The 22,561-nt window shown below is 39.2% G+C and carries 21 protein-coding genes and 4 pseudogenes; 14 read left to right on the top strand and 11 right to left on the bottom strand.

Translation table 11 applies throughout. From position 1 onward, the window contains the following. Positions 1 to 233 precede the first annotated feature (233 nt). The 5 genes from FTV30_RS12635 to FTV30_RS12615 all read right to left on the bottom strand — a co-directional run bounded on the left by FTV30_RS12635 (position 234) and on the right by FTV30_RS12615 (position 5,130). Positions 234 to 326, bottom strand: coding sequence for a YHYH domain-containing protein (locus FTV30_RS12635; protein WP_151809984.1), 93 nt, complete (start codon positions 324 to 326; stop codon positions 234 to 236). A 157-nt stretch (positions 327 to 483) separates the two neighbouring features. Next, positions 484 to 2,961 carry a heavy metal translocating P-type ATPase gene (locus FTV30_RS12630; protein WP_087011441.1) on the bottom strand — a complete coding sequence of 826 codons (2,478 nt, stop codon included), beginning with the start codon at positions 2,959 to 2,961 and terminating at the stop codon, positions 484 to 486. Between the two features lie 178 nt (positions 2,962 to 3,139). Then, the gene (locus FTV30_RS12625; RefSeq protein ID WP_004281879.1) at positions 3,140 to 3,334 is read right to left on the bottom strand and encodes a heavy-metal-associated domain-containing protein; all 195 of its coding nucleotides are present in this window, start codon (positions 3,332 to 3,334) and stop codon (positions 3,140 to 3,142) included. A 469-nt stretch (positions 3,335 to 3,803) separates the two neighbouring features. Continuing rightward, complete coding sequence (locus tag FTV30_RS12620; RefSeq protein ID WP_180001713.1) at positions 3,804 to 4,685, bottom strand: copper resistance D family protein; 882 nt, start codon at positions 4,683 to 4,685, stop codon at positions 3,804 to 3,806. 64 nt (positions 4,686 to 4,749) lie between these two features. Next, positions 4,750 to 5,130 (bottom strand): copper resistance protein CopC, encoded by a 381-nt coding sequence (locus FTV30_RS12615; protein ID WP_004281877.1) that lies wholly within the window; start codon positions 5,128 to 5,130, stop codon positions 4,750 to 4,752. Positions 5,131 to 5,481: 351 nt separating this feature from the next. Between FTV30_RS12615 and FTV30_RS12610 the strand changes: the two genes are divergently transcribed. From FTV30_RS12610 to FTV30_RS12585, 6 genes are all read left to right on the top strand, one after another. Next, positions 5,482 to 5,724 (top strand): DUF2789 family protein, encoded by a 243-nt coding sequence (locus tag FTV30_RS12610; RefSeq protein WP_004281876.1) that lies wholly within the window; start codon positions 5,482 to 5,484, stop codon positions 5,722 to 5,724. A 603-nt stretch (positions 5,725 to 6,327) separates the two neighbouring features. After that, on the top strand, positions 6,328 to 6,759 hold the full coding sequence (locus FTV30_RS12605; RefSeq protein ID WP_004695737.1) for a hypothetical protein: 432 nt from the start codon (positions 6,328 to 6,330) through the stop codon (positions 6,757 to 6,759). Between the two features lie 26 nt (positions 6,760 to 6,785). Then, positions 6,786 to 7,034, top strand: coding sequence for a DUF2933 domain-containing protein (locus FTV30_RS12600; protein WP_004695740.1), 249 nt, complete (start codon positions 6,786 to 6,788; stop codon positions 7,032 to 7,034). 20 nt (positions 7,035 to 7,054) lie between these two features. Further along, on the top strand, positions 7,055 to 7,705 hold the full coding sequence (locus FTV30_RS12595) for an isoprenylcysteine carboxylmethyltransferase family protein (protein ID WP_004663997.1): 651 nt from the start codon (positions 7,055 to 7,057) through the stop codon (positions 7,703 to 7,705). A gap of 11 nt (positions 7,706 to 7,716) precedes the next feature. Continuing rightward, positions 7,717 to 10,092: a heavy metal translocating P-type ATPase gene (locus FTV30_RS12590; RefSeq protein WP_159516733.1), complete on the top strand. Its 2,376-nt coding sequence runs from the start codon at positions 7,717 to 7,719 to the stop codon at positions 10,090 to 10,092. Continuing rightward, on the top strand, positions 10,089 to 11,372 hold the full coding sequence (locus FTV30_RS12585) for an MgtC/SapB family protein (RefSeq protein WP_180001712.1): 1,284 nt from the start codon (positions 10,089 to 10,091) through the stop codon (positions 11,370 to 11,372). The genes FTV30_RS12590 and FTV30_RS12585 overlap by 4 nt, the downstream gene beginning before the upstream one ends. A 38-nt stretch (positions 11,373 to 11,410) precedes the next feature. Here FTV30_RS12585 and FTV30_RS12580 read toward each other — a convergent pair whose 3' ends face one another. Both FTV30_RS12580 and FTV30_RS12575 read right to left on the bottom strand, forming a co-directional pair. Then, on the bottom strand, positions 11,411 to 12,811 hold the full coding sequence (locus FTV30_RS12580) for a heavy metal sensor histidine kinase (protein ID WP_004668314.1): 1,401 nt from the start codon (positions 12,809 to 12,811) through the stop codon (positions 11,411 to 11,413). Then, positions 12,804 to 13,484 (bottom strand): heavy metal response regulator transcription factor, encoded by a 681-nt coding sequence (locus FTV30_RS12575; protein ID WP_004668313.1) that lies wholly within the window; start codon positions 13,482 to 13,484, stop codon positions 12,804 to 12,806. The genes FTV30_RS12580 and FTV30_RS12575 overlap by 8 nt, the downstream gene beginning before the upstream one ends. A gap of 148 nt (positions 13,485 to 13,632) precedes the next feature. Between FTV30_RS12575 and FTV30_RS12570 the strand changes: the two genes are divergently transcribed. From FTV30_RS12570 to FTV30_RS12555, 4 genes and pseudogenes are all read left to right on the top strand, one after another. Continuing rightward, a complete protein-coding gene (locus FTV30_RS12570; protein ID WP_155861448.1) occupies positions 13,633 to 13,965 on the top strand; it encodes a hypothetical protein in 333 nt (110 codons plus the stop codon). 89 nt (positions 13,966 to 14,054) lie between these two features. Beyond that, complete coding sequence (locus FTV30_RS12565; RefSeq protein WP_180001711.1) at positions 14,055 to 15,944, top strand: copper resistance system multicopper oxidase; 1,890 nt, start codon at positions 14,055 to 14,057, stop codon at positions 15,942 to 15,944. After that, entirely contained in the window at positions 15,931 to 16,860 is a 930-nt protein-coding gene (locus tag FTV30_RS12560; RefSeq protein ID WP_159516737.1) for a copper resistance protein B, read from the top strand. The genes FTV30_RS12565 and FTV30_RS12560 overlap by 14 nt, the downstream gene beginning before the upstream one ends. A 23-nt stretch (positions 16,861 to 16,883) precedes the next feature. Continuing rightward, positions 16,884 to 17,081, top strand: a pseudogene (locus tag FTV30_RS12555) (hypothetical protein); the annotation flags it as partial. A gap of 16 nt (positions 17,082 to 17,097) precedes the next feature. Here the strand turns inward: FTV30_RS12555 and FTV30_RS12550 are convergent. Then, positions 17,098 to 17,287 (bottom strand): annotated as a pseudogene (locus FTV30_RS12550) (DDE-type integrase/transposase/recombinase); the annotation flags it as partial. A 9-nt stretch (positions 17,288 to 17,296) separates the two neighbouring features. Between FTV30_RS12550 and arsH the strand changes: the two are divergent. Next, the gene (gene arsH / locus FTV30_RS12545) at positions 17,297 to 17,791 is read left to right on the top strand and encodes an arsenical resistance protein ArsH (RefSeq protein WP_010117055.1); all 495 of its coding nucleotides are present in this window, start codon (positions 17,297 to 17,299) and stop codon (positions 17,789 to 17,791) included. Positions 17,792 to 18,034: 243 nt separating this feature from the next. Continuing rightward, positions 18,035 to 18,739 (top strand): IS6-like element IS1007 family transposase, encoded by a 705-nt coding sequence (locus FTV30_RS12540; RefSeq protein WP_001067793.1) that lies wholly within the window; start codon positions 18,035 to 18,037, stop codon positions 18,737 to 18,739. A 134-nt stretch (positions 18,740 to 18,873) separates the two neighbouring features. Here the strand turns inward: FTV30_RS12540 and FTV30_RS12535 are convergent, their stop codons facing one another. After that, the gene (locus FTV30_RS12535) at positions 18,874 to 19,203 is read right to left on the bottom strand and encodes a four-helix bundle copper-binding protein (RefSeq protein WP_026055492.1); all 330 of its coding nucleotides are present in this window, start codon (positions 19,201 to 19,203) and stop codon (positions 18,874 to 18,876) included. A gap of 216 nt (positions 19,204 to 19,419) precedes the next feature. Here FTV30_RS12535 and FTV30_RS12530 point away from each other — a divergent pair, with 216 nt between their 5' ends. Beyond that, positions 19,420 to 20,124, top strand: coding sequence for an IS6-like element IS1008 family transposase (locus FTV30_RS12530; RefSeq protein WP_180001710.1), 705 nt, complete (start codon positions 19,420 to 19,422; stop codon positions 20,122 to 20,124). Positions 20,125 to 20,185: 61 nt separating this feature from the next. Further along, entirely contained in the window at positions 20,186 to 20,611 is a 426-nt protein-coding gene (locus FTV30_RS12525) for a hypothetical protein (RefSeq protein ID WP_004897257.1), read from the top strand. Between the two features lie 123 nt (positions 20,612 to 20,734). Here FTV30_RS12525 and FTV30_RS12520 read toward each other — a convergent pair. Both FTV30_RS12520 and FTV30_RS12515 read right to left on the bottom strand, forming a co-directional pair. Further along, positions 20,735 to 22,432, bottom strand: a pseudogene (locus tag FTV30_RS12520) (ferrous iron transporter B); the annotation flags it as partial. Positions 22,433 to 22,486: 54 nt separating this feature from the next. Further along, positions 22,487 to 22,561 (bottom strand): annotated as a pseudogene (locus tag FTV30_RS12515) (IS6 family transposase); the annotation flags it as partial.

The raw sequence follows: 22,561 nt of genomic DNA, 5'->3' as shown, positions 1-22,561 counted from the left end.
GAAATTCATGCACGTGTAGCAGTCCTCAACAGATTTACGGAATTAGGTCGACCACTTACCCAAGTTACGCCTTAAATTTGGCTCAATTAGGGGCGCTTTGCATTTCAAATCTTTGTGCAACAAAGCCCTGAGAAAATAAAGGAAAAAGAACTAAATGAATTTTTAGCTTTAGTTAAACGCTACTTATAACTTTAAAGCACAGTCTTTTAAATAAAAAACTGTGTGCGCACCTATTAATGACAGTGGTAATCACCAGTTTTACTGTTGGTATGACAACCCTGTGAGTTCGTTCCCCCAGAATGAGCATTCGCATAGGTAAATGACATGCCTATAAAGCATATTAATAAAATTCTTTTCATCTTAATCCCTCTCAAATAATTAGAATATCAACTGTATGATATTTAATAAAAGCCAACATGGCTTAGACTATTTCCAAATATATAAAGTAAAGCCAACAAAACTTTAAATGTATATAAAAAATGGTTAAATAATTGCAAGGGGGGCTTTAAAACGTTTTAATCGTAAAGCATTTCCTAGTACAAATATTGACGAGAGAGCCATTGCACCAGCAGCAAATACAGGAGAAAGTAGCAGTCCAAATTGCGGATAAAGTACACCTGCTGCAATAGGAATCAGAGCTGCATTGTAAACAAATGCCCAAAATAAATTTTCACGAATATTGGTTATAGTCGCTTTGCTTAAAGCGATAGCATTTGGCACTCCTTTCAGGTTGCCAGACATCAAAACCACATCAGCAGCTTCAATAGCTACGTCTGTACCTGTACCTATTGCTAAACCAATATCTGCTTCTGCAAGTGCAGGGGCATCATTAATGCCATCTCCAACATATGCGAGTTTACCATATTGATTTTTTAATTTTTTAACGGCCTCTATTTTACCTTCTGGTAAGACTTCTGCAATAACCTCATCAATACCTAGTTTTTTTGCAATCGCTTGAGCTGTATGACGGTTATCACCTGTAATCATGGCAACCTTTAAACCTAACTGATGTAACGCTTCAATTGCAGCAAATGTTGATTCTTTAATTGGATCTGCTACAGCAATAATGGCAGCAAGTTTCTGGTCAATCGCAACATAGAGAGGGGTTTTTCCTTCTTCTCCCAAACGATCCGAAAATTGAGAAAAAACATTAGGATTCAAACCTAGTTTTTCCATATATCGATCTGCACCAATATGAACCAAATGTTCAGACACCGTTGCTTCTATTCCATAGCCCGTGACTGACTTGAAATCAGCAACAGGAGACAGGATTAATTCCTTATCTATAGCGGCTTGTACAATTGCTCGAGCAATAGGATGCTCAGACTTTGATTCAACGGCTGCCATCAGTGAAAGTACGGTATTGTATTCAAAACCTTCTAAGACATGCAGATCGGTTAAAATTGGTTTCCCTTCAGTCAGAGTCCCTGTTTTATCAACTGCAACCACTTTAGTTTCTTTGAGCAGCTGTAAAGCTTCACCTTTACGAAATAAAACCCCCATTTCAGCACCCCGCCCAGTTCCCACCATGATTGATGTAGGCGTTGCAAGTCCCATCGCACAAGGACATGCAATAATGAGTACAGCAACCGCGTTCACTAAACTAAAAGTTAGGGCTGGTTCAGGGCCGAAGATAAACCACGTAAGAAAAGTTAAAAGAGAGAGACCCATTACTACAGGTACAAACCGCATGGTAATTTTATCAACCAATGCCTGAATAGGCAGCTTGGAACCCTGTGCCTGTTCAACCATTCGGATGATTTGAGAAAGCACTGATGAACTACCAACAGAGGTGGCTTTGATATTTAAGCTGCCACTTTGGTTAATTGTTCCTCCTACCACAGTAGAGCCTATCGTTTTTTCAACGGGCATAGGCTCGCCAGTAATCATGGATTCATCAATAAAACTTTGGCCGTGAATAACTTCACCATCGACAGGGATACGCTCACCTGGTCTAATCTCTACAATCGTTCCTGTTTGAACTTCGGCAATCGGAACTTCTATCACCTGATTATTGAGCTGTATTCTGGCAACTTTAGGCTGCATTCCAACTAGATGTTGAATTGCTAAAGACGTTCGGCCTTTTGCCTTGGCTTCAAAAAATCTACCTAATAGAATTAAAGTGATAATAACCGCTGCAGCTTCATAATAAACATTGACCGTGCCTTGTGGCAGGACACTTGGAAAGAAAGTAGCAACCACTGAATAAAGATAAGCAGCCAATGTTCCTACAGCTACCAAGGAATTCATGTCTGGTGCTAAGCGGAATAAACTTGGGATGCCCTTTTTAAAGAAGCGTCGGCCTGGAAAAATTAATGCTACTGTGGTCAAGAAAAATTGCATTAACCAGCTATTTTGTTGGCCAATGTTATCCATCATAAACGTATGAAAGGCGGGAATCAGGTGTGATCCCATTTCTAAAATAAAAACGGGTAGAGTCAATAAGACTGACAAAATTAAATCTTTTTTAAGTTTTTCTAATTCAATATTTTTTTTATCTTGAAAGCTTTCCGTAGTTTGATGAACTGACTTTGCTTCAAACCCTGCTTTGGTGACAGCCTGAATTAACGAGTCACGAGTGACAGATGAGCTTGCCTGAATAGTCGCTTTTTCAGTAGCCAGATTTACATGAGCTGATTCCACACCCTCAACAGATTTTAAGGCCTTTTCTACTCGACCTACACAAGAAGCACATGACATACCCTCAATCGTAAGCTCTATTGGTTGCAGCGCTTCCACTTCGTAGCCTGCTTTTTCTACGGCTTTAATTAAAGTAGCGCGATCAAGTGGTTGATGCGCATAAATGACTGCTTTTTCGGTAGCCAGATTTACATGAGCCGATTCAACACCCTCAACAGATTTTAAAGCTTTTTCCACACGGCCTACACAAGAAGCACATGTCATCCCCTCAATCTCTAATGTTTCACTGTAGTGTGGCGTATCAGTCATTTCGGTACTCATATACGATCTCTATCATTTAGATATGCTGAGTTCTATATGCGAAGATCAGCTCGAACCAAGATTAGGGGGAATTCAGGGATTACTTTTATTTCAAGCAAGTACAGGTTTTATCTGTACGATGAGGAAAATAAGAGAGAGTAAAAGTGGTAAGGAATTCCCACTGTTACTCTAACAGAGATTAAGCAGGATCAGCTGTAAATCCACGCTCACTGAGAGTGGCAATGACTTGATCCTGACTCACCGTTGTATTGATTTCAACAATACGGTTTTGTAAATCAATATCGAGTGAGGCATTCGAGTCGAGCTCTTTAATTGCGGTAGTAATGCCGCGTGCACAACCACCACAAGTCATATTAGCGATGTGAAATTTCATATGTTGCTCCTTTTTAACAAAACATTTGTTTAAAACATTAGAACAGTAACTCTAAACTTTCACCATACAACCAGCCTTTTTCTGAATCAGTTACTCGCTGTAACTTGGTCTGTTTACAACCTTACAGTTTTCTTCAGAGTATTCCAAAGAAGAGTGTTCTAATGACTACAGTAAAAGTACTTAACCAACATTAATGTGACTTTAAAATGACATTTTTGTCATCTACGATCACTCTGAAATTTATAAGAATAGTTATTTCAATCAATGGTAGTGAACTGAATAGATGAGACCGTTATGGGTTGAAGATAAGCTAAAAACCGGTGACTACCTTTATGTATAATGCCTCATGATGCGATTTTACTGTTCTGATTGTCGTAAGTTGACAGTCCAGTAGAAACTTTATTGCTCAGCTACAAAAGATAAATGCAGTAATGTTAAATTTCCTCAATTCCCTTATTTTGAAATTCTCTTATTCAATACCCACGACAGTGGTTATATAGCCTGTTGTTAATAGAATTGATAGACCTAATAACATCTCAAATAAAATGGCATGACTAAGGTGTTTAGCGAATTTAGGATATTGAAGACGCGGGGTGAAATACCATTTGTTGAAGGCAGCTAAAAGTAGAATACCTATAACAAAAAACATTTTAACCATGAAACCATAGCCATATGCAGTATTGATTAAGGTATTAAAATCTTTAATTAAAAGAAGAGCTACACTAGCGCCACAGGCGATTAATATCCCAACAATGAAAGCAGCAATACGTCCAAATACATGCATGCGATCTTTTAAAGGTAAACCACTTATTTCCCGGCTGGTTTTCCATAACGGATATAAAGACCCCATCCATAACGACATAACTAGAATATGGATTGATAATAAAATTTGAGCAAGTAAGGTTAAATTAGCGACATGTCCGAGCTGGGAAAAACTAAAAATAATCGGGAGAAGTAAAACACAAAATATTGAACTTTCAATTATAGAAAAATGACCTTTGTTCCTGTTAAGTTTAACCACCATGAGAAGAAGTAAAAGAGCAAAACTAATAGAACGAAGAACGTATATATACCCCGTCGGAGTATTAACCAATATATTAATATACGTGGGGTCCACCATACCTGTAATACCAGTATTGGCAAAACTACCAATCAGAATAAAAAATCCCAAGGTACTGGAAATTAGGCCTAATCCAGCGCCAATTGTAATATATTTAAGAATCGATTCTTTTAGTTCAAGATATTGTCTAAGTAAAAAATAGCAAAAGGCTCCACCAACGACAAAAGCTACACTTAAATATAAAATAACCTTAGTTAACCAAGTGGCCCACATCCAATATTCAGAAATCATTATTTTTGTCCATTCTAGAACAACATGCCAGCACCTCACTGACATGTTGAAAGGTAATCAATTCTTATTTAGTTGATTTGATAGTGAAACTATATTCACCATTCATGTTGTGACCATCTTTCCCCATTGTTGTCCAGACAACGGTATATTTACCTTTTTTCAGTTTCGGAAGAGCGACATCAAAGGATTTCTTTAAGTCATGAGTAACTTCATATTTTAAAGGAACATCTCTTCGCTGAGCATCCAGTAACTTAATATTCATCAACATAACCTCTGCACCAAAGTTAAGGGTCAAGTTCTTTGGTTGACTAAGGATAGATGCATTTTCCGCAGGAATCGCACTCACTAAACTCACATGAGCGAACGTAGTTGTAGTAGCCACAATCATCGTTGCAGCTACTACAACATTACGTAGAGCAGTCATTTTATTTTGAAATAATTTCATTTACGTTTCCTCTTGATTCGTTAGTTCATTAGAGATGACTTTATAAAATCTATATTTAATGAGACCACATCATCTCCTCTTATATTTCAATTATTAGTGAGAGACAGAAACAGAGCGATGACTTCAAAATTACATTTTTGTCATTTTTAAAATTTAAAATCTTTAACTATTAAAATAATCTTATTGAAAAATAATGATCATTTAACAAACAAATTATGTAGGTGGTTGATTTATGAAATGTAGTAATCATTTTGTCTAAGAAAATAGTAGCTATTTAATTTTTTATATTTTAGTTTAAATATAAACATGTTATGTTTAATTTGATCTAATATAAATTTGTGGGCTAAGCACATGACTCAAACACGTCCAAGAATGACCAAATTATTTGAACAGCTTGGTTTAGCTTCTACTGAAGAAGCAATTGCAAAATTCATAGAGAGCCATCAGCTAGCTGGAGATGTTTTTTTAACACAAGCAATTTTTTGGACTGATGCTCAACGTCATTTTTTAGAAGAAAAACTACACTCTGATGGTGAATGGACGACAGTGATTGATCAATTAAATGAGTCTTTACATGAAAATTCAGTAAAATAATTTTCCGTTAGTATTAAGGATCTACATTCTTCCCTGCATTGAATACAACTCATTCATACAGTAGTACTGTTTTGGAGATGGAATCTCTATTATATAAGTAGTAGATTCCTTACTCTGAAATTTGGATTATAAACCCTAATATTAAAAATAATCTTCTTTACCTTCTATCTAATAAATATACCAATAAGTTTAATAATTAAATTATCCACCCTTTTTTCTATAAAAAACTATTTTGATCAACTGTATTTTTTCTTTAAAGGAATAACAGTGTAAATTACATTAAGAATGTGTCTCTAACTAGCCTTGGAGTCATCTAATCATTTCATTTTTATTTTTTTAAGCACATAAAATCATAACAACTTTAATAGTTTTAAAAGATTAATATTAAATAAAATTTTTGTCATCTCAGCATAGACTATATATTTCGAGAAGATCTCAAAATTACATTTTTGTCATTTTTAAAAATAATTAATTAATAGTGCTAAAATTTTTAAGAGAGACAGAGAATAACCAAAAATTTCATCAGTTTAGTAGTCAAATTCCTAGACTCTGTTCAGTACTAAAACATAGCTTTTACTTCCAAATTATTTAAAGGAAAAAATTATGATGAAATTCAAAAACATTTTTTTGGGCTTATGTATCGCAGCCGCGTCATTGAATACATTTGCACAGCAATCCGATGAACACAAAGATCACCACCCTGAAAAAACAGCACCATCTGCAGTAACAATTAAGCAAACAGTTACCAGCACCACTGCTACAGATAAAATGGCTGCAATGGATCAACACATGAAGGCGATGCAAGCCATGCATGAGAAGATGATGGCTGCAAAAACCCCACAAGAACGTCAGAAACTTATGGCTGAGCACATGAAACTCATGCAAGGAGGTATGAGTATGATGAAACAGATGGGCAGCCAAAGCATGAATGCAAATATGGCTGACCGTCAGCAGATGATGGAAAAACGTATGGACATGATGCAATCCATGATGCAGATGATGATGGACTGTATGCCTCCGTCAGCAACTAAATAGTTACCCATGAATTAGGGGAAAGCACCATGAATCACCAACACCAAGAAAATAATTCAGTACCTAACTTCTGGTCTACACGTTATGCCATTGGTCTAATCGTGCTGGGTGGTATCGCAGCTTATTTTCTATTAACGGAACATTTAGCCCACGTTATCGGTGCTTTGCCTTATTTATTCCTTTTAGCGTGTCCACTGATGCATATTTTTATGCATGGTGGTCATGGGCATAACCACTCGCAGCAAAAAAAATCCGATATATCTGATAACAAAAAATAGCTCTTATCAGGAGATCCATCATGAATCATGCGGAATCGGCTTATGGTTTATGGACGCTGGTTATCATTAACTCAGCAGTTTTTATCATGTTCGCTTTCAGTTTTTTTAGACCTTCCACTGCGCGCGATTGGCGTACATTTGGGGCCTTTTCGGCTTTTATCATTGCTCTATTTGTCGAAATGTATGGTTTTCCTTTAACCATTTACCTGTTATCTGGTTGGCTTCAAACTCGCTTCCCTCAACTTGACTTACTTTCTCATAATGCAGGTCACTTGTGGTCAACGCTATTAGGTGAAAAAGGTGATCCACATTTTGGCATTTTGCATATCGCCAGTTACGTTTTCTTGGGCTATGGATTTTACCTGTTATCAACGTCATGGCACGTGCTGTACAACGCGCAACGTCAGCATTCTTTAGCGATCACAGGCCCTTATGCACGTATACGTCACCCACAATACGTGGCTTTTGTGATGATCTTGCTGGGTTTTTTATTGCAATGGCCAACTTTACTGACACTGATTATGTTTCCAATCCTACTCTTAATGTACAGCCGCTTGGCAATTAAGGAAGAGGCTGAAATGAGTAAACAGTTTGGCGCTGTCTATGACAGCTATGCTCAACAGACTCCGAGATTTATTCCAAAATTCGGCCATAAAACCACTTTTCCATAAGAGAATTATTTATGTCAGATCAAAAAAATCATAACCAGGACCATATGGCACAGGCTACAACAGACGTACTGAAAGACCCAGTCTGTGGTATGACCGTCACTGAAGAATCGAAATACCATGAGGAATTTAAGGGGAAAACTTACTTTTTTTGCAGTGATAAATGTCAATCAAAGTTTCATAGCAGCCCGGTGCAATATATCGCTAAACCCGCAACGACGACTGCCGATGCACATACACAGCATCATCAGACTACTCAATCCGTTAATGATGCAAGCACAACAGGCACGACCATCTATACTTGCCCAATGCATCCAGAAATTAGACAGGATCATCCTGGAAACTGTCCTAAATGCGGAATGACACTGGAACCACTCATTCCCGAGTTAGAGGAAGATGAGAATCCTGAGTTACGTGATTTCCGTCGACGCTTCTGGTGGACACTGCCACTCACCATAGTCGTGACTTTTTTGGCAATGTTTGGCCATCAACTGAACCTGTTCGACATGGCAGTTCAGAGCTGGATTGAATTAGTGTTGTCACTCCCAATTGTACTGTGGGCAGGTTGGCCATTTTTTTCCCGTGGTTGGCAATCGGTTGTGAATCGCAGCCCAAACATGTGGACCCTGATCGGTCTAGGTACAGGGGCTGCTTTTATTTACAGTGTGGTTGCGACCATTGCACCACAAATCTTTCCAGACTCATTTATCTCCATGGGTCGTGTCGCTGTTTACTTTGAAGCTTCAGCGGTCATCATTTCTTTGACCCTACTGGGGCAAATACTGGAATTAAAAGCACGTTCGCAAACTTCTGCTGCAATTAAGTCACTCCTCGGACTTGCTCCTAAAACAGCTCGCCGAATCCTGCCCGATGGAACTGAGGAAGATGTTCCTCTGACTCATGTCCATGTAGGAGATTTACTCAGAATTCGCCCAGGTGAAAAAGTTCCTGTGGATGGTGTAGTCACTGAAGGAAGCAGTTCAGTAGATGAATCAATGCTGACAGGCGAACCTTTACCAATCACTAAACGCGTCGGCGACAAAGTCATTGGAGCTACCCTGAATACCAATGGTTCATTGATCATGCGTTCAGAGAAAATTGGTTCAAGCACCATGTTGGCTCAGATCGTACAGATGGTGGCGCAAGCTCAACGCTCGAGAGCACCCATGCAACGTATGGCTGATCAGGTAGCAGGTTGGTTCGTAATGGCTGTAGTGGCTATTGCCTTACTTACCTTCTTTGGATGGGGACTGTTCGGCCCAGAAGAGTCGAGCTGGGTTTATGCATTAATCAATGCTGTGGCAGTACTGATTATTGCCTGTCCTTGCGCACTGGGCTTGGCAACCCCAATGTCTATCATGGTTGCGACGGGTCAAGGTGCCACCCATGGTGTGCTATTCCGTGATGCGGCGGCCATTGAGAATCTGCGCAAGATTGACACACTAATCATCGATAAAACAGGTACGTTGACTGAAGGACGCCCTGCATTCGACCGTGTAGTAGCTGCAGCAGGGTTCGAGGAATCTGAAGTATTACGTCTGGCCGCTAGCCTGGATCAAGGCAGTGAACATCCGCTAGCTGATGCGATTGTAAATGCAGCACACGAACGTGGCCTGTCTCTTGAAACACCAGACAATTTTGAATCAGGCTCTGGGATCGGTGTTCGAGGTCAAGTGGGCGATCGTCAGTTAGCTTTGGGCAACACGGCACTGATGGAACAATTGGGTATCTCCGTACAATCTCTGATTCCGCAAGCCGAAGAGCTGCGTTCGGAAGGGGCAAGTGTCATGCATCTAGCCATCAATGGTGAATTGGCCGGCCTGCTTGCAGTATCTGATCCCATCAAAAAAAGTACTCCTGAAGCTCTTACCACCCTGAAGGAAGCTGGACTACGTATCGTAATGGCAACGGGAGATGGTCTCACCACTGCCCGTTCAGTCGGAGCACGTCTGGGAATCGATGAGATACATGGTGAAGTCAAACCCGCAGATAAACTCGAACTTGTCAGCAAATTGCAGAAGCAAGGTCGCATCGTGGCAATGGCCGGCGATGGAATCAATGATGCACCTGCACTAGCCAAGGCTGATGTCGGTATCGCTATGGGTACCGGGACTGATGTCGCAATGAATAGTGCTCAAGTTACCCTGGTCAAGGGAGATTTACGCGGTATCTCGGTTGCCCGTTCACTCTCGGAAGCTACTGTCAGCAACATGAAACAGAACCTCATGTTTGCTTTCCTTTACAATGCCTTGGGTATCCCAATAGCAGCTGGCGTACTCTACCCATTTACAGGTTGGTTGTTGTCACCCATGATTGCGGCCTTGGCCATGAGTTTTAGCTCCGCTTCAGTGATCACGAATGCCCTTCGCCTGCGACATAAAAAGCTATGATAGAGAGTCCTTTTCTTCCACCAGATGTATCAGGCCTAGTTGCAGCACTTGCCATCGGCCTGCTCATTGGTTTAGAACGAGGATGGAATGATCGTGAACTGCCAGAAGGCAGCCGAGTAGCAGGCCTACGTACCTTCACATTGACAGGATTACTCGGAGGAGTGCTGGGTCATCTACAGCCAAACTTTGGGCCTTGGCCACTAGTCGCAGCCGTATTAGGGCTTTCCCTTTTACTTACGGTATCCTACGCGCGTACCGCAAAAATTTCCGGTAATTTAAGCGCTACCACGACGATCGCGATGCTGTTGACATTAGTTCTAGGTGCATATGCATCCCATGGTAATGTTACTTTAGCATTAACAGCGGCTGTCATCGTGGCTGTATTTTTGGATCTCAAGCCAACCTTACATGGTTGGTTACGCTTGATCGAACATCGTGAATTAACCGCATCTCTACAGTTACTGGTACTTTCTGTCGTTATATTACCTTACTTACCCAATACGGGTATGGGACCTTTTGCTGCATTAAATCCTTACCAGTTATGGTGGGCAGTGATCCTGATTGCCGGACTCTCTCTGGCAGGTCATTTTGCCATGCGGCTCACCGGTTCAGAAAGAGGCATACTCTGGACAGGTCTATTGGGTGGTTTGGCATCTTCTACAGCTGCAACTGTCGCACTGGCACGCTATACACGCCAGCACCCCGTCATGGTCAGTGCTGCTATTTCTGGAACATTGGCTGCCTGTGGCATCATGTTTTTTCGTATGGCTGTACTGATAGGCGTCATTGAACCCGCACTTCTAAGCACTTTTGGTGGTGCAATGATGATTGCGGGAATCCTTTTGCTGGGTATGGCACTGTGGAGACAACGCCAAATTACCAGCGCTGAAAACAACGATCGAACAATAGAAGCAATGGCTCCTTTTGATCTTGGGACAGCATTCAGCTTCGCTGCTTTCCTTTCTGTCATGGCAGTCTTGGTTCCGGCAGCAAAACAATGGTTGGGCACCAGCGGCATCTTCGTACTATCGACTATTTCCGGGCTAGCAGACGTAGATGCTATTTTAGTCTCACTTGCCCGCCTGCATAGTACTGAAGGCTTAACAACAAATGTGGCTGCTGTCGCGCTAGGGCTGGCCACACTGAGCAACATGTTAAGCAAAGCGACAATTGCATGGATGACAGGGGGGGCACAGTTTGGCCGAGCCATCATAATTGGCTACACAATTGCCATGATAGGTGCTGGCGTAGCTCTGGCTCTCAGTTTGAGCTTTATGTAAGGTCAACTCGGGTAAATGGAGGATGTTCAAAAAATGAGTTAAAACGATTCCCCTTGCATGGATTCACTTTGAAAAACAATGGTAAAAATGATTCGACCATTGAGGGATTCAGCCTGGATGGTCGCCCCAAGCATATCAAGAATAGATTTTGTTATGGCAAGCCCTAAGCCGGTTCCTTCTTCTGTTCTTTGCCTAGACGCATCTGTTCGATAAAAACGATCAAATAATCTGGATAGTTGTTCAGGAGAGATTTCAGGGCCTTCATTTTCAATTGAAAATATTGTGTTATCTAAATTCTGTTGAAGTTTTATCCGTATTGTAGAATTCTTGTTTCCATATTTAACTGCATTAGACAATAGATTGCTGAGTGCGCGACGTAACATAGCAGGATCACCTTTTACATTGCCAGATCCTGTTTGTTGAAGTGTCATATTTTTTTCGGCAGCGAGAGCGTCATAGAAATCAAATAAAGCGGTAACTTCTTTAACAAGGTCAATATTCTGTAAGTTCTGTAAATTTAAGCCATGTTCTGCTTTTGCCAAGAAAAGCATATCGGACATCATTCGAGCCAAACGTTCAAATTCTTCTAAATTAGAAAATAGTATTTCTTGATAAGTACCAATATCTCGGTTACGGGCGAGACATACTTGAGTTTGGGTCATTAAATTATTAATCGGTGTTCTAATTTCATGTGCTAAATCAGATGAAAAATCGGAAAGTTTTTCTAAAGCTGACTCTAGTCTGTCCAGCATAGCATTGAAGGCGATTGCCAATGATTTTAGTTCGGTTGGTGTATGCTCAACTTCTAAACGTTCTGAAAGATGTTGAGCAGAAATTCCTTCTGCGACCTTAGCCATTTTTTGCACGGGTCTTAAACCTCTCCAGGTTGCAAACCAACCTAAAAACATTAAACAAATTGTACCAGCCAAACCAATATACAAAAGTTGACGCTTAAAATCTTTTAGAAAATGTAGATGTTCTGATGTATCGATCCCAACAATAATTTGTACAGATTGTATTTCAGAATTTCTATTTATACCTGTAGTGTAGATCATGCCACGATAGGTCTTATTTTGAACTTGCCATTTAATCCATGAATTATTTGCTGACTTGATTAAATTTTGAGTATTAATGATTGAGGATGCTGAACTAAATAAAATTTGGCCTGTCGGTCGTTCTATTTGGACCATAAGATCATGGTGTCCAACTAACGCATCTCTTAAATAAAGATTAAGTTCTGGAGAATTTTTAGGATGCTGTTGGAGAAGATTCTGAATAAGCTGGATTTTACCTTCTAATTGGGTACGGTCTTGAGTTTCAAAATGATGCATTACTAATTTATTTATGAACAAACCCATAATAATTAGAATGAAAATAGTAGATAATGAGAAAATGATACCGATCCGGAAACTGATCGCTCTGAATAAATTATTATTCATCCTCTACCTCTAGTACATACCCCATTCCTCGAATATTCTGAATTAATTTGGGAGTAAAGTTACTGTCAACTTTACTTCTTAATCGTTTAATAGCGACTTCAACGACATTCGTATCACTATCAAAATTCATATCCCAAATTTGAGAAGCAATCAGCGCTCTTGGTAAAATTTCACCTCGTCTACGCATAAAAAGTTCCATAAGCGCGAATTCTTTTGCCGTCAGATCAATGCGTTGACCCGCTCGCGTTACCCGACGTTTTCTCAAATCAAGTTCTAAATCAGCAATCTTAATAATATTACTATCTTCTCTTTGCTGCCCTCGTCTAAGGAGAGTTTTGATTCGAGCAAGAAGCTCTGCAAAAGCAAAAGGCTTTATTAAATAATCATCAGCGCCTAACTCTAGACCTTTTACTCGATCTTCTATCTGATCTCTGGCTGTTAAAAATAGAATGGGCATTGTTTTACCGCTGCTACGAATATCATTGATAATATTCCAACCATTTAGTCCAGGTAACATCACGTCTAAAATAATTAAGTCATACTCTTCAGAAAGAGCTTGATGTTTACCCGTTAACCCATCTGTAACCCAGTCCGTAATATAGCCAGCTTCGGATAAACCTTGCTTGAGATAATCACCAGTTTTTTGTTCATCTTCAACTAATAGTATTCTCATCTCAGAATCCTAAGTTATTCATTAAAACTATAATAACGTTATAAAACATCTGATCGAGATAGATTACAAAAATGTCATTTTCAAGTCACTTAGATGTTCAGTGCTTCACTTTAGTGTAGTAGCAAGAAATTAACTTTTAGAGAAACTTATGAAAACTGTAGTGCGTCGTAGTCTAACAATTTTAATGTGTGCTGGAACTTTAATTGCTGGTACTCAATCTTGGGCAAAAGATGTATCAACCTCAAGTGCCACTAAAACGGTAAAAGCACAGAAACCTTGTACAAAACCTTGTAAAATGGAAAAAGATGACAAGACTCAGCAAGATCATAGTCAACATCAGTCTCCTAACTCATCTGACATGTCAAAAATGGATCATTCCATGATGAATATGGACCATTCTAAAATGGATCATTCAAAGATGAATATGGACCATTCTAAAATGGATCATTCAAAGATGAATATGCCTAGTAGCAATAAATAATTTTATAAATAGCGAGAAAGAAGTATTAAAGTTTATACTAAATATTTGCTTTATTACTTCAATCTTGATCTTTCTAAAGGTGAGATAGAATGTCAAAAAAGTTAAGTCATATACTCTTAATTGGAGTTGGTTTATTTTCATCAACTTGGGTAATGGCGGCAGTTAAAGAATATGATTTAACGATCGCGGAACAGACTGTAAATATTACAGGAAAACCGCTAAAGAGAATTACCGTTAATGGTAAATTCGTTGCCCCTCTTCTTGAATTTGAAGAGGGAGATGATGCCGTTATTCGTGTTCATAATAAGCTAAAAAATCAGGACTCTTCAATTCATTGGCATGGATTGATATTACCCGGAATCATGGATGGTGTACCAGGGTTCAACCAGTTCGAAGGCATCGCCCCTAATAAAACGTATGAATATAAATTCAAGGTTCGTCAAAATGGTACTTATTGGTATCACTCCCATAGTAAAGGGCAAGAGCAAGACGGCCTATATGGTGCTTTAGTTATTTATCCGAAAAATAAAACCCCCTTAACATCATCTGAAAAAACTGATAGAGATTATGTGGTTTTGCTTTCTGATTTTCATAATTCAACAAGTGATCAAATCACAAAGAATCTTAAAAAAGAAGCAGATTACTATCAGAACCGTCGAGAAACGGTATTTGATGTCATGAAACAAGTTAAACGTGATGGATTAAAGGCAACTTGGCAAGACCGCTCTATGTGGAATCAGATGCGGATGTTGAAAACAGATATGTCTGATGTCACAGGCTATACATTTTTAATGAATGGCAAAACACCTCAGCAAAACTGGACCGGTAATTTTAAAGCTGGAGAAAAAGTTCGCCTTCGATTTATTAATGCTTCTGCAATGTCATTTTTTGATGTACGAATTCCAAATTTAAAAATGACAGTGGTAAGTGCCGATGGTCAACCTGTAAAACCTGTTCCTGTAGATGAGTTCCGTATAGGTACTGCTGAAACTTATGATGTCATTGTTGAACCGAAACAAGCCCATTATCAAATCGAAGCTGAATCTATTGATCGTACTGGATTTTCGGTTGGAACCTTACATGATGAAAATACCTCACCTGTAAAACAAATTGAGATGCCTAAGCCTCGTCCTCGTTCTTTATTGACTATGGAAGATATGGGAATGAATCATGATATGTCTTCTATGAAAGGCATGAATCACGATATGTCTTCTATGGAAGATATGGGAATGAATCATGATATGTCTTCTATGAAAGGCATGAATCACGATATGTCTTCTATGAAAGGTATGGATCATGATATGTCTTCAATGAAAGATATGAATCATGATATGTCTTCTATGAAAGGCATGAATCACGATATGTCTTCTATGAAAGGTATGAATCATGATATGCCGATGAATAGCGCTACTGTTAAGGCGGCTTCAGACAAGAATGATAATACCGTATTTGGATGGGCAAATGCTTCAACACCTGAAGGTAATAAAGCATTGCAATATAGTGATTTGCAATCGTTAGATCCTCAAAAAGACACTCGTGCAGCTGAACGTGAAATAGAGATCCGTCTTGGTGGAAACATGGAGCGTTATATTTGGACAATAAATGGTAAAAAATTTAATGAAGCCGACCCACTAGTGGTGAAGTATGGTGAACGTATTCGCTTAAAATTTGTCAATGACAGTATGATGGCTCACCCAATGCACTTACATGGCATGTTTATGCAGCTTGAGAATGGTCAGGATCCAAGCAATATGCCAAACAAACATACGGTAATTGTTCCACCTGGGAAAACGATAACCACTCTACTCACAGCTGATGAGTTAGGTGAGTGGGCTATTCATTGTCACCTGCTTTACCATATGAGTGCAGGAATGATGAATAAACTCATTGTAGCTCAAGTGGAAGATGGTAATTCTACAAAGACTGTTCCTCAGTCCCAAGTAAATGAGAAGGGAGTAAATCCACATGCACATCACTAATAATTTGTTTTCAAAAACAACTTTGATGATTGCGCTATTTGGATTATCAAATCTGACCTTTGCAAAGAACACTCAACCAGTAGAAGATAGCAATATGCCAGAAAGTATGAAGGTACTATTGCAGGAATCTGGTGGGTTAAGCTATTCCCCGCAAAATGTTTATCCAAAGTATTTTTCAAAAAGAAATATTAACAAGGGAAACAAAAGTATTCAAATTATGCGGAAGAATTTGGAACCAGCTGATTCCTCCCATAATAATCATCTTAAAGAACATGGTGGTCAAGTTTATCAAACTACAAAACTCGAAAATGAATGGATGGTTGATGAAGACGGTAAAGGTGGGTTAGGAACAAAGTTTGAAACTTTGATTGGTACAGATGAAAATCGTCTATTTATTGAAGCCAATTCGGAAAAGTCAGAAAGTAATGATCCAAAATATGCTGTATCAGCACTTTATAGCCGTAACGTAGCCCCATTTTGGGATGTACAAGCTGGTGTAAGATATAGCGAAGATAAAAATAATAGCAGCAGCGATCGAGTGGATGGGGTTATTGGTATATTAGGTCTAGCTCCTTATTTCTTTGAAACACAAGCATATCTTTATGGCGGTGAGAATAATTTTTGGGGAGCAAGTTTTGAATTAGAACGTGATTTGCTTTTAACTCAGAAACTTATTACTCAACCTTATATCGAAGCAGATGTAATATTTAGCGATGATTCTAACTATGCTGCAAAATCAGGTTTATCAGAACTAAAAACTGGTATCAAAACCCGATATGAGATTACTAAGCGAATTAAACCTTTCATTGATGTTGCTTACCAATATGAAAAAGGACAGAAAGCCACTTCTATGCAAGAGGCAACAGAGTCTGAAAAGGGATGGAAATATGGTGCAGGCATCGAATTAGTTTTTTAAAATAGTATGATTTGGATTCATGAATGGTAGCTTCGGCTACTATTCATGAATTATTACTATTTATTTTCGAATCTGTAAAACTAAAAAAGCTTAATTTTTGGTCTATTTTTATGCAGTGGTTAAAAACATGCTTATCGCTGTTTTTATCGTTTGCTATTCTTTTAGTAGGATCGGCTGCTACTACTTCGTCTGTACATCATCGGTGTTTAATGCCATCTGAATAGATGCATGTGGCATAGCCGTCTTCATCGATTTGAATCCTAAAGTGGCCCTAATGATCCGCTTTAGCTTGCCATGATTACATTCGATCACGTTATTTTTATACTTAACCTGCCTGTGCTCAAGATCTGGTGGACATTTTCTTTCCCATTTTAACCGTGACAAAGCACCTCCATATGTGTGCTTTATCTGTATCTATCACTTGTGGGGCCTTCCTTTGCCAGAAGATGCGGATACTGAGCATCCAAAAGTAAAAGAACTGCATGAGCTTCTTGCATGGTCTGAAGGTATGGTCTGGTGTTCACCTGAACGTCATGGTTCTATGAGTTCCATTTTTAAATCACAAATAGACTGGATTCCACTTGCAGGAGGAGCAATCCGTGCTACCCAAGGTAAAACCCTTGCCTTGATGCAAGTCAGTGGTGGATCACAGTCATTTAACAGCCTGAACCAGATGCGTATTTTGGGGCGGTGGATGCGGATGATCACCATTCCAAATCAGTCTTCAATTCCGAAAGCTTTCTTGGAATTTGAAGAAGATGGACGAATGAAGCCTTCAGCTTTCTATGACCGGATTGTGGATGTCATGGAAGAGTTATTTAAGTTCACTCTACTGACTCGTGGTCAAAGCAAATACCTGACTGATCGTTATTCTGAACGCAAGGAATCGGCTGAAGAGTTGTCCAAGCGTGTAAATCAGCGCAGTTTATAAATGCTGGATGGTATTAAATACTGCGCCTCATTGCCAGGTCAGTAACACTTTTATGCTGTACCGATGAAGTGCTGTTAAAGGTACAATGAATATTGTAAAAACCCAGTCTTCATGATTGGGTTTTTACATTAAAGAAGTCAGAGATAAATAAGGAAAAGGTGAAGGCTTTGAACCAGAAACGGCACTGTTGCAAATAGGCTGACATGATAAGCTAAATATCTTATTTATTTCGAGATACAGCAGATGAATCCCTTCCACGGTCGGCACTTTCAAGGTGAAATCATTCTTTGGGCTGTTCGTTGGTATTGTAAATATGGCATCAGCTATCGTGAACTTCAGGAAATGCTCGCTGAACGTGGAGTGAATGTTGATCACACCACAATTTATCGCTGGGTTCAGCGTTATGCTCCAGAAATGGAAAAACGTTTACGTTGGTATTGGCGTAATCCTACAGATCGACATTTATGGCATCTGGATGAAACTTACGTAAAAGTGAATGGCAAATGGGCATATCTATACCGTGCAGTTGACCAACGTGGCCATACTCTTGATTTCTATCTTTCTGCTAGACGAAATACCCATTCAGCTTATTGTTTTCTTGGTAAAATTTTGAATCATGTCAAAAAATGGCAGATTCCACGAGTCATAAACACTGATAAGGCTCATACCTATGGCCGTGCTTTGTCGCGACTAAAACAGGAAGGAAAGTGTCCTGAAGACCTGGACCATCGACAGATTAAATACAAGAATAACGTGATTGAATGTGATCATGGCAAGCTCAAACGGATCATCAAGGCTACGTTGGGATTCAAGTCTATGAAAACGGCTTATGCCACAATTAAAGGAATTGAGGTTATGCGTGCTCTACGCAAAGGACAAGCTTCATTATTTTATAACGGTAATATTCTAGGAGAAGTTTGGCTAGTAAATAGAGTTTTCGGTCTCTAAGCTTTTTTGAAGGGAAAATCATCGACTCAGATCCCTATTTGCAACAGTGCCGTTGTTAGTGGTTTGACCCACTAACAACTAACACGTTGGCTATTCATTGAGTAAATCCTAAACTCAACTAATTCTTTTATTTATCAGACAACCATTTTTCGACATTCGACGGCACATTCACGGCAAGCATCAGCACATTGCTGGCAGTGTTGATGCTCATGTTGGCTACATTCATCTGCACAGTATTCACAAGCCTTGGCACAAAGCTCACAAATTTCTTTCATAAAAGGAGATTCATTTTGCTGCATACGAGCACAGAGCTGACAAATATCTGCACAATCTAGACAACGCTGAATACATTCTCGCATCATCTCCAGATTTTCTTCTTTTAGACAGGCATTTGCACAACTGGCACAGGTAAGGTAACAGCTCATACATGCCTTTGCGCAATCTGAAAATTGGATATCGTTCATCATACTTACCTAAAGTCACTTGATTTAGGAATAAGCTAATCAAAAAAAAAGATATACACTAGGACGATTAGGTAAGGGAAAGTAAAATAGTCATAGATTTTGTTAAATGGTTTTAGATGCTGGCTTTGAGTGATTTAGCTGCTCATGTATTCAGGCACTGTTGCAAATAGGCTGACATGATAAGCTAAATATCTTATTTATTTCGAGATACAGCAGATGAATCCCTTCCATGGTCGGCACTTTCAAGGTGAAATCATTCTTTGGGCTGTTCGTTGGTATTGTAAATATGGCATCAGCTATCGTGAACTTCAAGAAATGCTCGCTGAACGGGGTGTGAATGTTGACCACACCACAATTTATCGTTGGGTTCAGCGTTATGCTCCAGAAATGGAAAAACGCTTACGCTGGTATTGGCGTAATCCTACAGATTTACATTCATGGCATATGGATGAGACTTATATCAAAGTGAAGGGGCGATGGACTTACCTGTATCGTGCAGTTGATCAACGTGGTCATACGATTGACTTTTACCTTTCCGCTAGACGGAACAGTAAATCAGCCTATTGTTTTTTAGGAAAAATCTTCAATACGGTGAAAAAATGGAAAATTCCACGGGTCATCAATACAGATAAAGCAGCGACCTATGGCCATGCTTTATCACGGTTAAAGCGAGAAGGAAAATGTCCAGTAGATATTGAGCACAGGCAGATTAAGTATAAAAATAATGTCATTGAATGTGATCATGGTAAGTTAAAGCGGATCATCAGGGCCACATTAGGATTCAGATCTATGAAGACGGCTTATGCCACAATCAAAGGTATTGAAGTCATGCGTGCACTACGTAAAGGACAAGCATCGTCATTTTATTATGGTCAGCCTCAAGGTGAAGTGTGTCTAATCAACAGGGTTTTCGGTCTCTAAGCACTTTTAAAAAGGAACTTCATCGACTCAAATCTCTATTTGCAACAGTGCCCCCTTAGCAATGGCAGCTATAGTTCAGTTCATTGGGAATAGAAATGAACAAGCAGAAAAAGTGGCTGAAAGCCTAAACTTATTTCCTGTACCTGCCACAGCCCTAGTTTTGTTTATCGTCCTAGCATCAGTTATGCCTCAAATTGGGCTTGCAAAAAGTGCAGCTCTTCAAGCTTTACCAATTTATATTTCTTTTGCCATTATTGCTCCATTCGTGGGTTGGATAATTGCTCGTATTTTTCGATTAGAATCTGGCTCTGCTAGTGCTGTGTCCTTTTCAGCATCATATAGAAATTCATTTGTTATTCTTCCATTAGCTTTTGCAATTCCGGGAAGTATGCCCATAATTCCTGCTGTAATCTTGACTCAGACTATCGTTGAACTATGCTTTTTACCAATCTATATTCGTCTGATACCTCGACTATTCAAAACCTAGAGATTTAAACATTTAAGTAGTTGTTATAGTTAGATAAAAGTATTCAGAAGCCCACGCTTACATCGAGTAATTTAATAAAGGGGGGGGGGAGCTAGCTCCCCCCCTCTTTTATTCATTTGCTAATTAAAACTTACTCGCAACTTGATATGTGATGAATGAAAAGATGTAGGCTAATGCAAACAAATAAGTTGCCATAACGACAGGCTGTTTCCAGCTACCTGTTTCTCGTCTAATTGTTGCTAACGTGGCAAGACAATGTGGAGCAAAAATAAACCATACCAATAATGATAAACCTGTGGCTAACCCCCATCCATCCGGGCCTGAAATTTGACTTAACAGACTTTGAGTTACAGTATCTTCATCACCTGACATCGCATAAATCACCCCAAGAGCTGCAATTACAACTTCCCTTGCTGCCATAGCAGGAATGAGTGCAATACATATTTCCCATGTAAAACCAATAGGCGCAAATATAGGGTGAATTAAATGTCCTAACTGACCAGCTAAACTATAGTTAATGGCTGGCATGGTTGCATTATCTGGTGCTTGAGGGAACGTGACTAGCACCCATAACAAGATAGACAGTGCAACGATAATGCCACCAACTCGTTTTAAGAAAATAGTTGCCCTATCATATAAGCCTAATGCAATATTTCTAATATCTGGAATTCGGTATGTGGGAAGCTCAAAAATAAAAATACTTTCAGTTTTATCTTTTCGAACCAACTTCAGAAAGAGTGAAACTAATAACGCTGAGACTATTCCCGACATATAAAGACCAAAAAGGACTAATCCTTGCAGACTTAACCAGCCGTAGATTAATTGGTTCGGAATAAATGCCGCGATCAATAAAGCATATACGGGCAATCTTGCTGAACAGGTCATCAATGGTGCAATCATAATTGTTGCTAATCGGTCCCGTTCAGAGCTGATACTTCTGGTTGCCATAATTCCGGGAATCGCACAAGCAAAACTGGATAGCAGAGGAATAAATGAACGGCCGCTAAGCCCGGCTTTAGACATTAATTTATCTAAAAGAAATGCTGCTCGGGGTAAATAGCCTGACTCTTCAAGCATTAAAATGAAGAAGAATAAAATCAAAATCTGAGGCATATATGCAAGCACGCTACCTGTGCCAGCAATTACCCCATCGACTACCAAGCTTTTTAATAGAGGATGTTGGATTAGTGGTCCAATAAAATCACTGAGCCATACGATAAAATTTTCAATGAATTCTATAAAAGGTGTTGCCCATATAAATACCGCTTGGAACATCACAAACATGGTTAAAGTTAAGATTACTAAACCTAATACAGGATGTAGAAAAATTTTATCTAGAAATGCGGTTCTTTTATCACCATTGTCATTATTTAAAATAACTTGTTTGGTGATTTGTTTGACCTGTTCAAAATGACTTAATTCAGAATGATAAGGAGTAATAAAAAGATTTTTTTGATCTAATTGATTAATTAAATCTTGAATTCCTTTTGTTTTAACTGCGACAGCTTCAACTACAGGGATACCTAACAGTTGAGACAGTTTATCCTTATCAATGGAAATACCACGCTTTTTGACCTCATCCATCATATTTAATACAAGAATCATAGGGCGATTTAAAGCACGAACTTCGAGAACCAAGCTCAAATGTAAGCTTAAATTTGTGGCATCTACGACGCATATAAAAATGTCGGGTAGAATTTCACCTTTTAGCTCGCCCAAACAAACTGCCCTGGTGACTTCTTCATCTAAACTACTAGGTTTTAAACTGTAAGTTCCGGGTAAGTCCAATACTCGTATTGCATCACCAGAAGGTAAGTTAAAAGGGCACTGTTGCAAATAGAGATTTGAGTCGATGATGTTCCCTTTAAAAAGTACTTAGAGACCGAAAACCCTGTTGATTAGACACACTTCACCCTGAGGCTGACCATAATAAAATGACGATGCTTGTCC

This window comes from Acinetobacter sp. YH12255, from assembly GCF_013417355.1.
In the GTDB taxonomy this organism is placed as follows: Bacteria; Pseudomonadota; Gammaproteobacteria; order Pseudomonadales; family Moraxellaceae; genus Acinetobacter; species Acinetobacter pseudolwoffii.
The sequence above is the reverse complement of the archived record's forward strand: the minus strand, read 5'-3'. Positions and strand labels throughout refer to the sequence as shown.